Here is a 13,037-nt window from a genome sequence, read left to right as displayed (position 1 = left end):
TTCATTTGCACGCAGTCTGTTGTTAATCGTTACTTTGCTGTTTGTCAGCCTGGTGACGACCTACCTGGTGGTGTTGAATTTCGCCATCCTGCCCAGTTTGCAGCAATTCAATAAAGTTCTGGCCTATGAGGTCAGAATGCTGATGACCGATCGTTTGCAATTGGAAGACGGCACGCTGCTGGAAGTCCCGCCGGCTTTCCGGCGTGAAATCTACCGCGAATTGGGCATCTCGCTATACACCAAGGCGGCGGCCGAAGAGAGCGGTTTGCGCTGGGCGCAGCATTACGAATTTTTGAGTCAGCAGATGGCGCAGCAGCTCGGCGGCCCGACCGACGTGCGAGTTGAGGTGACCAAAAATTCGCCGGTGGTTTGGCTGAAAACCTGGCTGTCGCCGGAAATCTGGGTACGCATTCCATTAACTGAAATCCATCAAGGGGATTTCTCGCCGCTCTTTCGCTATACGCTGGCCATTATGCTGCTGGCCATCGGCGGCGCCTGGCTATTTATCCGCATGCAGAACCGGCCGCTGGTGGATCTGGAGCATGCCGCCCTGCAAGTCGGCAAGGGATTGATCCCGCCGCCGCTGCGCGAGTATGGCGCCTCCGAGGTGCGATCGGTAACCCGGGCGTTCAATCAAATGACTTCCGGCGTAAAGATGCTGGCCGACGATCGGACATTGCTGATGGCCGGCGTCAGCCATGATCTGCGAACGCCGTTGACGCGTATTCGCCTGGCCACCGAAATGATGAGCGCCGAAGACGGTTATCTGGCGGAATCCATCAATAAAGACATTGAGGAGTGCAACGCCATTATCGAGCAATTCATCGATTATCTGCGCACCGGTCAGGAGATGCAGACCGAACTGGCCGATCTCAATGCCATTTTGATGGAGGTGGTGGCGGCTGAGAGCGGCTATGAGCGCGTTATCGAAACCGGATTGTATGATCGTGAGCTGACGGTGAACGTCAATCCGCTGTCCATCAAGCGGGCGGTGGTCAACATGGTGGTGAACGCCGCCCGTTATGGCAACGGCTGGATCAAGGTTAACAGCGGCAAAGAAGCTTTGCGGGTCTGGTTCGAGGTGGAGGATGACGGTCCGGGTATCGAGCCTTCGCAACTCAAGTACCTGTTCCAGCCGTTTGTCCGGGGCGACAGCGCCCGCAGCACCAGCGGTACCGGTCTGGGTTTGGCCATTGTGCAGCGTATCGTCGACGCCCATGCCGGTACGCTGGAAATCGGTAGCAGCGAGCGGGGGGGATTGCGTATCCGCGCCTATCTGCCATTGCAGGTCGGCGCTGCGGAACATATGGCTAACGGCAAAGGCGCTGGCAAAAACGCATAAGCGGCCGTCGTTGATGACGGCCGTCGGGCATATCAGGAAAAGTTGAAGCTGGAAACGCCGCCGTCGGCGACGTTTCCAAGGGGTGTCAGAGAATGGGGCCGGCTTTGACCAGCGCCTCCCCTGCCGGGGTATCGGTGTACTTATCGAAGTTTTTGATAAACCGGCTGGCCAGGTCGGCGGCCTTTTCCTGCCATTGTTGCGGATCGGCGTAGGTTTCGCGCGGATCGAGGATATTGCCCTCGACGCCCTTAAGCGCCATGGGTAAGGCCAGATTGAAAATCGGCAGCGTGATGGTTTCGGCTTCGTCGATCTCTCCGTTAAGGATTGCGTTGATAATGGCCCGGGTGGCTTTAATGGAAATGCGTTTACCGGTACCGTTCCAGCCGGTGTTCACCAAATAGGCCTTGGCGCCGACGGCGCTCATCCGTTTAGCCAGTACCTCGGCGTATTGTGTCGGGTGCAACGAAAGGAACGCCGCGCCGAAGCAAGCGGAAAAAGTCGGCGTGGGTGTGGTGATGCCCCGTTCCGTCCCAGCCAACTTGGCGGTGAACCCTGACAGGAAATGGTATTGCGCCTGTTCGACCGTCAGGCGGGATACCGGCGGCAATACCCCGAACGCGTCGGCGGTCAAAAATATGACCTTGGCGGCGTGACCGGCTTTCGAGACGGGTTTGACGATATTATCAATGTGATAGATGGGATAAGACACCCGGGTATTCTCGGTTTTGCTGCCGTCATCGTAATCTACGCTGCCGTCCGCCTTGACCACCACGTTTTCCAGCAGGGCATCGCGGCGGATGGCGGCAAAAATTTCCGGCTCGGCTTCCGGGGAAAGATGGATGGTTTTGGCATAGCATCCGCCCTCGAAATTAAAGACCCCGTCGTCATCCCAGCCATGCTCGTCGTCGCCGATCAAGCGCCGGTTCGGATCGGTGGAGAGGGTGGTCTTGCCGGTGCCCGATAAACCGAAGAAAATCGCCACGTCCTCATTGGCGCCCACATTGGCGGAACAGTGCATCGACGCAATGCCTTGCAGCGGCAACAGGTAGTTCATCATGGAGAACATGCCCTTTTTCATTTCGCCGCCGTACCAACTGCCGCCTATCAATTGCATACGCTCAGTCAGGTTGAACGCCACAAAGTTCTCGGAATGCAGACCTTGTTTCTGCCAGTCAGGGTTAGTGGTTTTCGCGCCGTTCATGACCACGAAATCCGGTTTGAAACCCACCAGTTCCTCTTCAGTGGGACGAATGAACATGTTTTTGACGAAATGCGCCTGCCAGGCGACTTCGGTGATGAAACGCACTTTCAAACGGGTATTTTCGTTGGCGCCGCAAAATGAATCGACGACGAAAAGGCGCTTGCCGGAGAGCTGTGCGGCGACCAACCGTTTCAGATGATTCCAGGTTTCCTGGTCGAGAGGGTGATTATCGTTATTGCCCTTGCCTTGATCCGACCACCAGACCGTATCGCGGGTAACATCGTCACGCACGATATATTTGTCTTTGGGCGAACGTCCGGTGAAGATGCCGGTATCCACTGCCACCGCGCCGGATTGGGTTACGGTGCCGCGTTCGAATCCATCCAGGGAGGGCGCAGTCTCTTCCTGGAACAGCTGTTCGAAGCCCGGATTGTAAACCAACTCTTTGCAGTCGGTAATGCCATAACCGACAAGGTCATGCGCGCTTATACCATAACTTGCCATCTTACGACTCCTTAGCTTTCGATTAATGCCTGCTGCAATTGTAAGGATATAACAGGGGATCACTGAGACGTGAATCGCGAATTAGCTCGAGTCGAGAGTCTTTACACTGTTTTGTGTGCTGACGCATATAATTTGCGTCAGCTTTGGCTATCATCGGCAAGTGTATTGCCCGAATTTCTGCACAGTCGAAATCCGTTCAGTTAATGCAAGTGCATGTCCGCACTGCCTTTTCCCTGTCTGATTTTTTCAATATCCTCGGCATCGAACGGGTAAAGACTACCACAAAAGTCGCAGTGCATATCGATTTTTCCGTCCTGCTCCAGCATGTCGAGCAGTTCGTTTTCCGGCAATGTCAGCAAGGCTTCAGCACAGCGTTCCCGCGAACAGGTGCAACGGAAGTTCACCGATTGGGCCGGATAGAGCGTCACGTCTTCCTGATGGTAAAGCCGGTATAAAACGTCTTCGGCCGGCAAGTCGAATAACTCTTGCGCCTTAACGGTATCGGTCAACTGCGCCAAATGATCGAGATCCTCCGGTCGGGTATCCTGGCCCGGCATGGCCTGAAGCAACATCCCGGCGGCGGCGGGCTGGCCGTCACGGTTGCCCGTGCGGATAAACAGCCTGGTAGGCAGTTGTTCGGACTGAAGGAAATAATTTTCCAGACAGTGGGATAACTGCTCGCCTTCCAGTCCGACCACGCCTTGATAACGTTCGCCGCCCTTAGGCATGAGCGTGATGACCAGATAACCGTTGCCCACCATCCCGCTTAGGCTGCTGTCGTCGGCGATGGGCCCGTTTATCCGCGCCAGGCCGCGCATATGCTGCTCATCGTCGCCATTGATGACCGCAAGGCGCAGCGGCCCGTCCCCTTGCAATTGCACGGTGATCTCGCCTTTGAATTTCAGCGTGGCGGTGAGCAGGCTGGTGGCGACCAGCATTTCCCCCAGCAAGTTCTGTACGCAAGGCGGATAGTCATGTTGCCCCAGAACATGCCGGTAGGTATCTTGCAGCGAAACCAGTTCACCCCGAACGGCATGGTTTTCAAACAGATAACGGTGTAGCTGGTCTTGGATGGCCATAATATTCCTCTTGCCGGCGGTGATCAGTCACTCTTCCGGTTCACGGTATTTGAATTTAATCAGGTCGCGGCGCTCTTTCTTATCCGGGCGCCGATCCGGATGCTGTAGATATTGGGCGTTAAGTTTGCGGGCGGCGGACAATTTTTCCCGCTTCGCCACGCTCTCTTGCGTTTCACGATAGACAAGCCGGGCTTCATCGGCCGACCGGCGCTGCGATGTCAGCGCCAGCACGATAACCGTGCGTTCGTCATTCCCCTGGCGCAGGGTTATCACCGCGCCGCTCTCCATGATTTTGCCCGGTTTTGTTCTTTGCCCGTTATAGTGAACCTTGCCGCCTTCCACCATGTCGCGCGCCAGGGCGCGGGTTTTATAAAACCGGGCCGCCCACAGCCATTTATCGAGCCGGACCGCGTCGTCGCGGCTTTGCTTATCCTGGGTTTTCATCGCGCCTCCGCAAAGCATTACCCGTCGAGCGTCCGCCGCCGCGGGCGTCTTGCGCCGGGGAATATTCCTATGTATGGGTATAAAATGATAAATCAAGACAATGATTCGTCCGACATGCCTTCTTTTCACTGCCAGTCATTGTCGGCCATCGTCAGCGTGGCCGGCCGAAGACCGTATCGACACGGCAACGGCGGCTCGCCGCCAGGGGGCGCCCGCGGCATTGGTAAAAGGAGGGAATACCCGGCACCCGGGACGGGTTCGCCTTACCAGAGTAGCATAACCTGTCGCAAAACAGCGCTGGAGGCGTTATTGCGGTCGGTTCAGCGAGACGTTCGGCAAGTCGGGGTTAAAGCAGCTTTCGTAATAGCGCTGAATATCCTGGCCGCGATGACGGCTTTTCAGCACGCGTTTTATGATCAGTCCGCCGTTGATAAGCGCGCTGATAATGACCAATACCAGCAGCAGGCTGGTACCCATATAACGCCATACGGTGATGACGTCGGGCTCGCTGTGCAAGGCGATATGGCGGGTACCGTTGGCGTCGATGCTGATATTGGTGATGACGCCCTGGGCGTGGAAGGGCGTGTTGAGCAGCATCGCCGATAAACGCTGCAATTCGCGCCATTGCGCCAGACCGGTATAGTCGTACAGCGAACTCATTGGCAGTGGATGATCCACTAGCATTTTGCCCTCATCGCTGCTGATGAGCACCCCTCCCGGCGGTGGGCTGTTGAGCGCGCTGGTGGCCAGCCGGGTTTCGCTGGTAAAGAACGACGCGGTGGCGCTGTTGACCAGATGTTCCAGCGTTTCGGCGCTCACGGGACGCAGCAGCACGTTTACGCCGCGCAACGAGCCGCTGCGGGCGCGCTTGACCACCGCCGCCCAATCTCTGGCATTGGCCAGATTGACCAGCGCGGCCTTCAACCGACCGCAGGCGATGTCGTCCTGGCAAAGACTTTGGGTCTTTAAGACAATATCGGCGAAGTCGTCTAAAAGGATCATGCCCGATTTCTGGATGGCGTTGGCCAGCACCGGATTAATTTTCGGATCGGAATCCAGTTCGGGATGCAATTGGGCATTGACGGTATCCAGCAAGGCCACCGCCTTGTCCACGGTATCTGATTCCGGCGGGGGCAGCGGCGTGGCGGTGTTCCAGTAAATCCTGGAGCAATCGAAGGGCAAAAATGGCTCTTTGGCGTTGGGCGCCGGCGTCGTATCGATATAACACATACCGGTGCCCTGCGCCCGTAGCGTATCGCCGATGCGCAATTGCGCCGTTTCCAGCGTATTGACTTCGGTTGCCCGAATATCCTGCGCGCCCTTAAGCCAGGCCATACTTAGGGTGAGCGGCAGACTGAGAGGAACATAGGCCAGCAATAGCAGCAGCAGCAAAGTTGAACTGCAAAACAAGATCACATTTTTACCCCAGCGCTGGACCGGGAAATTGACCATTTCGTTATGCAGAGACAGAAAACGGCCCTGGCGCACCACCTGGCGATTGACATAGATGTCCACGTCGGTTTTTTTGCCCAGATCCCGATCGATGAAAGGCATCCAATGCGGCGGGTAATTCAGATCGATAATGCCCATCGAAATGGTATTGAGCCGGTTCTGGTTGCTTTCGCCAAATAGCGCCCAGCGTTTCGGCGTACCGCGCAGGCAATGAATATCCAGCCGAGAGCGCTCCATCGGCGGGCGGAACAGCAGCCAGAAACCGCCCAGAATGAGCAGGCAGGCGACGGCCACCAGCCAGGGCACCGCCATTACCGGCGCCAGCAAGCTCACAAACAATAGCAGTAGCGCCACGCTGATCATGGCGGCTTCGCGCTGCCCGGCGGGGCGGTTGAGCGCGTGCTCTTGCGGCGTCTCTTTGCGGATGTTCAACAACTCGACCTGCTCGTTTTCCTGCTCGCGCATGGAGGAGTTGGTCATGGTTTGCGGCGGCGACACTTGCGGGGCGGTAAAGACATAATCCACCAGCGAATGTCCATTAAGCGCGATAACCAGCGGAATTCCAGTGGTTTTGATCAATTCCACACGGTTTTCTTCGGCGATGTACTGTTCCCACTGCGGCGGTAAATGAATTTCCGTGCTATCGAGATAATAGCGCCATTTATGCGGCGCATCGGTCATCAAGCCGTAACGGGTGATGGCGTGATTCACCTCGTAAATGTTCTCGCTTTGCGGGGTTAGCGCCAGGGTGCCGTCCGGCGCCGACGCGGCCGGCGACAAGGGCAGTCCGCGCTGAACATATTGATTAAGCGAGAGATAATGCTCCACGGCGCCGCGTTCCTCCGCGCTGAGCTTGCGCGGAACCGGCTTGAGAAGGGGTAATCGCGGGAGCGAGGCGGGATGCCGCTCGCGGTAGAACCGATAGACAAAGAAAGCGATCGCACAGGCAAGCAGTACGGCCAATATAAATGCTATTGTGCTCATGCTATCCCCATCGATGCGCGAAAAAATTTACGGCTGACTCCGCTTACCCGTCATAAACCGGTGTTGTTGCGCGTATTCCGGTCAAAGCGGAGGGTTATCCGTTAGCGGATTTCGCGATGGAAGGCGCCGGCGCGAAAGCCGTGTCGATCGTTAATACCTTACACAGGTTAACAATCCCTATCATGCGGACATATCGGTATTTTCCTATTTTGTCGGCAAATAATCTTTTCCCATGTTCAGTGGGAACAAGGGGTTGGCGCAAAATTTCACCAATAGAACACATTAAGCGTCGCTGTCGGCGGCGGTTGCGGGGAAGGTTCTCATTAATGCACAATGTGATCAAGTCTAAATATCGGCTAACGTTATCAGCGTCAATATATAGACTCGCCATACTTCACGTTGCCTTATCGTTAGCGGTCATTCACTCACTTTAGGCGCCGTGTCCTGTCCGTCCGCGCTAATGCGGCACCCCTTACATCTGTTGTTTGGCGCGATGGCGGGTTATGCTGTGGCGTCGGCCTGTTGCCAGTATCGGGATAACTATGGATAAACGCCTGCAAAAACCCAAAATACACAAAGTCGAAACTGTCGCGCGGTCGCGGTTGTTCAATGTGGAATCCGTAGACCTCGAATTCAGTAACGGCGCCCGACGAATCTATGAACGTATGCGGCCGTCGGAACGGGAGGCCGTCATGATTGTCCCGGTTCTTGATGATCGGATTATTTTGATCCGTGAATACGCGGTGGGCATTGAGGATTACGAGCTGGGATTCCCCAAGGGCCTTATGGATCCCGGGGAGAACGTGATCGAGGCGGCTAACCGGGAACTGATGGAAGAGGTCGGTTTCGGCGCCGGCCGCATGGACGTGCTGGCCAAACTGACGATGGCGCCTTCTTATTTTTCCAGCAGAATGAATATTCTGGTGGCGCGGGAACTGTACCCGCAACAGCGCCAGGGTGACGAGCCAGAGCCTTTGCCGCAGGTCCGCTGGCCCATCACGGCCATGATGAATTTGCTTGACCAGCCGGATTTCCAGGAAGCCCGCAACGTCAGCGCGCTGTTTCTGGCCCGGGATTGGTTAATGCGCAATACCTGACGACGGCCGGCGCGGCGGTGCGCAAGGCATCCGCTTATGACCGCGCCGGCGTTGGGTAACGGCTAGAACAATTCGTGTTCCTGGCCGTTGTCCATCAAGGTTGTTCCCACTTCATGCACCGCTTTTTCCTTGGGTTGCGTGCCATCGATAAAATATTCCTGCCGGCTGTTGCCGCCGCCGTCGGAAAGCTTACCGCTGGTTTTGTCGATGGTTACGGTGACGATACCCGGCGGCGGCGTGACCGTCTGTTCCGGAATCCCGGCCAGGGCGATTTTCATAAAATCATCCCAGGCCGGCTGAGCGCTTTGCGCGCCGCCCTCCCCACGGCCCAGATCACGGCGATGGTCGTCAAATCCGATCCACACGGTGGCGACGATGTCAGGGCCGTAGCCGGAGAACCAGGCGTCCTTTGAGCTATTGGTGGTGCCGGTTTTGCCGCCGATATCATGGCGTTTGAGGTCGCGCGCCGCGCGCCAGCCGGTACCCTGCCAGCCTGGCTCGCCAAAGATATTGCTGTTGAGGGCGTCGTGGATCAGGAACGCCAGCGGCGTACTGATAACATGCGGCGCGTAGGATTGTTCGCCGCTGGCGGCCACCTGGGCGGGAGACACGGTTTCCAGCCGCGGCATGGGGACGGTGGCGTTATTGTCGGGCTGATGTGATACCGCGACATTTTCCATATTGTCGTCGGATAAAACCGCCGATTTCGCCGTGTCCCCGTAAATCACCGGCAGGTTACAACTGTCACAGACCACTTTGGGCTTGGCTTCGAACACCGTTTTACCCGAGGCGTCGTCGATTTTAGTGATCAAATAAGGATCAATCAGGTAGCCGCCGTTGGCGAAAACCGCATAGCCCCGGACGATTTGCAGCGGAGTGAACGATGCGGCGCCCAGCGCCAGCGATTCACTATGGATGATGTTTTCCGGCGGGAAGCCGAAACGCTGCAAATATTCCGCGGCATAGTCCAGGCCCATGGCCCGCATGGCGCGCACCATCACCACGTTTTTCGACTGCCCCAGCCCTTGGCGCAACCGGATGGGTCCGTCATAAGTCGGCGGCGAGTTTTTCGGCCGCCAATCGGTGCCGGCGCCCGGATCCCAGCGGGTGATCGGCGCGTCGTTCAAAATGGTCGCCAAGGTCAGACCCTTGTCCAGGGCGGCGGCATACAGGAAGGGTTTGATATTGGACCCCACCTGGCGCAAAGCCTGGGTCGCCCGGTTGAATTTGCTCTGGTTGAAATCAAAACCGCCCACCAGGGCCTTGATCGCGCCGTTTTCGGGATCGAGGGAAACCAGGGCCGAATTGACGTCGGGGACCTGGGCCAGCCACCAGCCATCATCCACTTTGCGGACCCATATCTGCTGGCCCGGCTGAACCACATCGGTGACCTTCTTCGGGAACGGACCTTGCAATCTGTCGGTTCTAAACGGCCGCGCCCACTTCATGCCCGCCATCGGCAGGGTAACGGCGGTGCCGTCCGCCATCAGCGCGGTAGCCTGGCCGGCGTCGGCGTCGGTCACCACCGCCGGATACAGCGGACCGTAAACCGGCAGCGTTTTCAGATTCTCCATAATCCGTTGCCTGTCCCAGGGCATCTCGCCGATTTTCCACAAGACATTGCTCGGACCGCGGTAGCCATGGCGCATGTCGTAGTTGATGATATTGGTGCGCAGCGCGTCCTGCGCCGCCATCTGCAATTTTTCAGTAATGGTCGTATAGACCTTGTAGCCGTCGGTATAGGCGCTGTCGCCATAACGCTTGAGCATATCCTGGCGGACCATTTCGGCCACATAAGGCGCGGTGAAACCCATTTGCGGCGCGTGGTAGTTGGCTATCAACGGCGAATTGCGGGCTTGATCGTACTGTTCGCGGGTAATGTAGTTTTCATCCAGCATTCGCGACAGCACGAAATTGCGCCGCGCCAGCGCGCGGGTATGGGAGTACAACGGGTTGAACGTGGAAGGCGCCTTGGGCAGCCCGGCGATAACCGCCATTTCCCCGAGGGTCAGTTGATTGACGTCCTTGCCGAAATACACTTGCGCGGCGGCCCCGACGCCATAGGCGCGGTATCCGAGGTAAATTTTATTCAGATACAGTTCGATGATTTCATCTTTCGTCAGCAATTGTTCAATGCGGATGGCGAGAAAGGCTTCCTTGATCTTGCGCATCAGCGTCCGTTCCGGGCTGAGAAAGAAGTTCCGGGCCAGTTGCTGGGTAATGGTGCTGGCGCCCTGGGTCGCGTGGCCCGATACCAGCGCGACGAAAGCGGCGCGCATAATACCCACCGGATCGACGCCATGATGCTCGTAGAACCGGCTGTCCTCAGTGGCGATGAAGGCATGTACCAGCTCGGGTGGAATCTGATCGAGACGCAACGGGATGCGCCGCTTTTCGCCGAACTGGGCTATGAGCTGACCGTCGGCGCTATAGACCTGCATCGGGGTTTGCAGTCGAACATCTTTTAGCGTGGCGACATCCGGCAATTGCGGCTCAATGTATTTATACATGCCGAAAATCGAAGCTGCTCCCAACAAGATGCAACACACTGCAAATATCAAAAAATATTTTACGAACTTCACCTGAGAATTCCCATTTCGAGTCGTTTGGGCAGTTTATAAACAATCGCGCGCTAGTATAAAGGTAAGCCTGCATGTTGGATACGTACTTTTGATTACGGATGATAAGGAGTTGCAAAACATGGCATTCCGCCGCTGGCAGGTAGGCTTGGAGATAGGAAACGGCACGCTGCGCGCCCTGGCGGTGCAGCGTCGCCGGCAAGGATGGTGCCTGCGCCACTGGTGGCAAAAAAGGCTGCCGGGCGGCGAACAAGGCTTGCCGCCGCCCGGCGCGGACGAGATGCTGGCCCATTGGCGCTCGGCGTTGCCCGGTAGCATTTCGTTACGAGTTTGCCTGGCGGACCTCCTGATCCGCCAGGGGCGAATCGACGCGCCCGACCGGCGTTTGCGCGAGCCGGAACGGGGATGGTACGTCGTCTCGCGGGCCAGTCGCCATTTTTCAGACGATGGCTACCCGCTGGCTTTCGACTATCAGGACGACCCGCGGGTGCCAAGCGCTTTGCTGGTCACCGCGGCCCGGCAAAGCGTCGTGGATGCCTGGCAAAATTGTCTTCGCGACGCCGGCCTTAAGCCGCAGGTCCTGGATATCATGCCCTGCGCCTTGCGCGCCATGGCCGGCCATGCCGGACTGGAGCGGGACAGGCCGCTGGTGCATCGCATCGGCGATGGCTGGTGCTGGGTTTCCCCGTTGGACAGCCCGTTGGCATTCGGTTTTGCCGATCGCGCCGATACCGCGGATTTCACCGCCTGGCAAAGGTCGATGGCCGGGACGCTGTCGTCCACGGCCCATACTGTTCGCCATCCGGCCTATGTCAGCAGCGTGGAACGCGCGCCGCTGCCGGAGGCCGCCGCGCCCTGGCCCCCCTTCGAAAAGCTTTGGCGGGTTTATCCCCCGGCGCCGCCCTGGCCGGAGGCTTTTGTCATCGCCGGCGGTCTGGCGATACGTCAGGAGGACTGATGTACCAGGTCAATTTTCTGCCGTGGCGGCAGCAGCGGCGGCGGCGGCGCGGAATATGGCTGGCGGCCGTGCTGGCGGCGGAGCTGTCGTCGTCATTCGGCGCGGCCGGCCTGCTGGTGTGGCGCGGCCGTGTGGAGCGCCACGCGCTCCACCGGCAAACGGCGGCGCTGCTGCAGTCGCAACTCCAGATGCAGCAACGGCTGTTGCAACGCCGCCATTGCCTGGAGCAACGGCGTTCGCTGGCGGGTAAGCTGCGGCGTTGTCAGCAGGCGCGCGACGACAATCATCGCCTCGGCATGTTGTTTGAGCGGCTGGGCGAACGTTTACCGCCGGATCTGTGGCTGACCTCGGTGCGGGTCAGGGCGGGGAAACTGGCGATAGGCGGTTGTGGCCGCAACTACGCGGCCATCAATGAGACGGGACGCCGGCTGGATGGCATTCTGTCCTCCGTTCCCTGGCATTGGCAGGAATTGGCCCGCCAAAAAAACGGCGCAGTGCATTTTCGCCTACAGGCCGATTGGCCGGCGAGGGGGGCGCGTGATGCGGCGCGCTGAACAGTGGGTCTGGCGATTAACGACGCGTCCGATGGCCACGCTGGCCGCCGGGACCATGATGGTGTTGTCGTCGGCTGCGCTGATCTTTGGGCCGCCGCTTAATGCCGGTTGGCAGGAACGGGCCGGCCTGCGGGATCAGCAAAAACGGCTGACGGACAGTTTGACGCGGTTGCGAAAAGACGTGAACGAATTACCGCCGGCAGCGGAGCTTGAACGCGGCATTGGGCGGTTGCGTCGTGATCTGGCGGCTTGCGCGGCGCAACGTGGCGATTTCGTCGCGTTGTTCCCCCGTCTCGATCCCGGCCGCGACGGCAAATTAACCTGGCAAGCGTCCGCCGCCGCGCCGGCCGGGGAAATGGGTCCCCGGCATTGGACGGCGGAGATCACCACGGACTACGCCGGTCTGCGATCTATCCTGCAAAATCTGGCCGGTTTCCCTGGGGCGCCGCCTGTGAGCGCTTTTGAAGCGACGGCGCGGGATGGCGAACTGGACGTCCGGTTCGAATTGGCGGAAACGGAGCTGACGGATGGGAATTAACGGCGCTGTTGCGCCGCTGTTATGTCTCGTGGCGGGGGTTGCCCTCTCGGGCTGGGCAAAAACGGGCGAGGCCCGCCGCGATCCTTTTCGTCCCGGTACGGAGACGCCATCGCCGGCCGCGGCGCCTTCGCCGGTGAAGGGGATGGTGGCGGATGGGCAGCGCCGGCATCTGTGGACGACTGATCGCCACGGGCGCTGGCGCCGTCGGGAACCGCCGCTGGAAGGCGAACCGGCGGCGGGGGACGGCGATCCGGCGCCGCAAACCCCTTGAAGCTCGGTCGCCGGACAATTCATTGCGCCTGTAG

General features: G+C 58.4%; 11 protein-coding genes. 6 read left to right on the top strand and 5 right to left on the bottom strand.

Annotation, left to right across the window (positions count from 1 at the left end; genetic code table 11):
* The first annotated feature begins 19 nt into the window (after positions 1-19).
* Positions 20-1,342 (top strand): two-component system sensor histidine kinase EnvZ, encoded by a 1,323-nt coding sequence (envZ, locus tag FCN80_RS15925; protein ID WP_230492711.1) that lies wholly within the window; start codon positions 20-22, stop codon positions 1,340-1,342.
* Between the two features lie 85 nt (positions 1,343-1,427).
* Here the strand turns inward: envZ and pckA are convergent, their stop codons facing one another.
* The 4 genes from pckA to FCN80_RS15905 form a co-directional block, all read right to left on the bottom strand.
* Positions 1,428-3,047 (bottom strand): phosphoenolpyruvate carboxykinase (ATP), encoded by a 1,620-nt coding sequence (pckA, locus tag FCN80_RS15920; RefSeq protein ID WP_136991158.1) that lies wholly within the window; start codon positions 3,045-3,047, stop codon positions 1,428-1,430.
* Between the two features lie 200 nt (positions 3,048-3,247).
* Complete coding sequence (hslO, locus tag FCN80_RS15915) at positions 3,248-4,126, bottom strand: Hsp33 family molecular chaperone HslO (RefSeq protein ID WP_136991157.1); 879 nt, start codon at positions 4,124-4,126, stop codon at positions 3,248-3,250.
* Positions 4,127-4,153: 27 nt separating this feature from the next.
* The gene (gene hslR / locus FCN80_RS15910; protein ID WP_136991156.1) at positions 4,154-4,570 is read right to left on the bottom strand and encodes a ribosome-associated heat shock protein Hsp15; all 417 of its coding nucleotides are present in this window, start codon (positions 4,568-4,570) and stop codon (positions 4,154-4,156) included.
* Between the two features lie 306 nt (positions 4,571-4,876).
* Positions 4,877-7,006 carry an IgaA/UmoB family intracellular growth attenuator gene (locus tag FCN80_RS15905; protein WP_136991155.1) on the bottom strand — a complete coding sequence of 710 codons (2,130 nt, stop codon included), beginning with the start codon at positions 7,004-7,006 and terminating at the stop codon, positions 4,877-4,879.
* A 542-nt stretch (positions 7,007-7,548) separates the two neighbouring features.
* Between FCN80_RS15905 and nudE the strand changes: the two genes are divergently transcribed.
* Positions 7,549-8,103 (top strand): ADP compounds hydrolase NudE, encoded by a 555-nt coding sequence (nudE, locus tag FCN80_RS15900; protein WP_136991154.1) that lies wholly within the window; start codon positions 7,549-7,551, stop codon positions 8,101-8,103.
* A gap of 62 nt (positions 8,104-8,165) precedes the next feature.
* On the opposite strand, the gene mrcA is transcribed toward nudE, so the two are convergent.
* Positions 8,166-10,685 (bottom strand): peptidoglycan glycosyltransferase/peptidoglycan DD-transpeptidase MrcA, encoded by a 2,520-nt coding sequence (gene mrcA / locus FCN80_RS15895; protein ID WP_136991153.1) that lies wholly within the window; start codon positions 10,683-10,685, stop codon positions 8,166-8,168.
* Positions 10,686-10,803: 118 nt separating this feature from the next.
* Here mrcA and FCN80_RS15890 point away from each other — a divergent pair, with 118 nt between their 5' ends.
* Genes FCN80_RS15890 through FCN80_RS15875 form a run of 4 tightly spaced genes read left to right on the top strand, consistent with a single transcriptional unit; the run spans position 10,804 to position 13,003 of the window.
* Positions 10,804-11,640, top strand: coding sequence for a type IV pilus biogenesis protein PilM (locus FCN80_RS15890; RefSeq protein ID WP_136991152.1), 837 nt, complete (start codon positions 10,804-10,806; stop codon positions 11,638-11,640).
* Positions 11,640-12,194, top strand: coding sequence for a PilN domain-containing protein (locus FCN80_RS15885; RefSeq protein ID WP_136991151.1), 555 nt, complete (start codon positions 11,640-11,642; stop codon positions 12,192-12,194). The genes FCN80_RS15890 and FCN80_RS15885 overlap by 1 nt, the downstream gene beginning before the upstream one ends.
* Entirely contained in the window at positions 12,178-12,732 is a 555-nt protein-coding gene (locus FCN80_RS15880; RefSeq protein WP_136991150.1) for a hypothetical protein, read from the top strand. Before FCN80_RS15885 ends, FCN80_RS15880 begins: the two co-directional genes overlap by 17 nt.
* Positions 12,722-13,003 (top strand): hypothetical protein, encoded by a 282-nt coding sequence (locus FCN80_RS15875; protein WP_136991149.1) that lies wholly within the window; start codon positions 12,722-12,724, stop codon positions 13,001-13,003. Before FCN80_RS15880 ends, FCN80_RS15875 begins: the two co-directional genes overlap by 11 nt.
* Positions 13,004-13,037 lie beyond the last annotated feature (34 nt).

Source organism: Martelella alba (genome assembly GCF_005217455.1).
Taxonomy (GTDB): Bacteria; Pseudomonadota; Gammaproteobacteria; order Enterobacterales; family Enterobacteriaceae; genus Acerihabitans.
Note: the sequence above shows the minus strand (reverse complement) of the source record. Positions and strands in the feature narration are given on the sequence as shown.

Bases quoted from the DNA above. Each gene is read 5' to 3' on its own strand.
- FCN80_RS15890 (WP_136991152.1), top strand. From the start codon at position 10,804: ATGGCATTCCGCCGCTGGCAGGTAGGCTTGGAGATAGGAAACGGCACG.
- hslO (WP_136991157.1), bottom strand. From the start codon at position 4,126: ATGGCCATCCAAGACCAGCTACACCGTTATCTGTTTGAAAACCATGCC.
- hslR (WP_136991156.1), bottom strand. From the start codon at position 4,570: ATGAAAACCCAGGATAAGCAAAGCCGCGACGACGCGGTCCGGCTCGAT.
- FCN80_RS15885 (WP_136991151.1), top strand. From the start codon at position 11,640: ATGTACCAGGTCAATTTTCTGCCGTGGCGGCAGCAGCGGCGGCGGCGG.
- nudE (WP_136991154.1), top strand. From the start codon at position 7,549: ATGGATAAACGCCTGCAAAAACCCAAAATACACAAAGTCGAAACTGTC.
- FCN80_RS15905 (WP_136991155.1), bottom strand. From the start codon at position 7,006: ATGAGCACAATAGCATTTATATTGGCCGTACTGCTTGCCTGTGCGATC.
- FCN80_RS15875 (WP_136991149.1), top strand. From the start codon at position 12,722: ATGGGAATTAACGGCGCTGTTGCGCCGCTGTTATGTCTCGTGGCGGGG.
- pckA (WP_136991158.1), bottom strand. From the start codon at position 3,047: ATGGCAAGTTATGGTATAAGCGCGCATGACCTTGTCGGTTATGGCATT.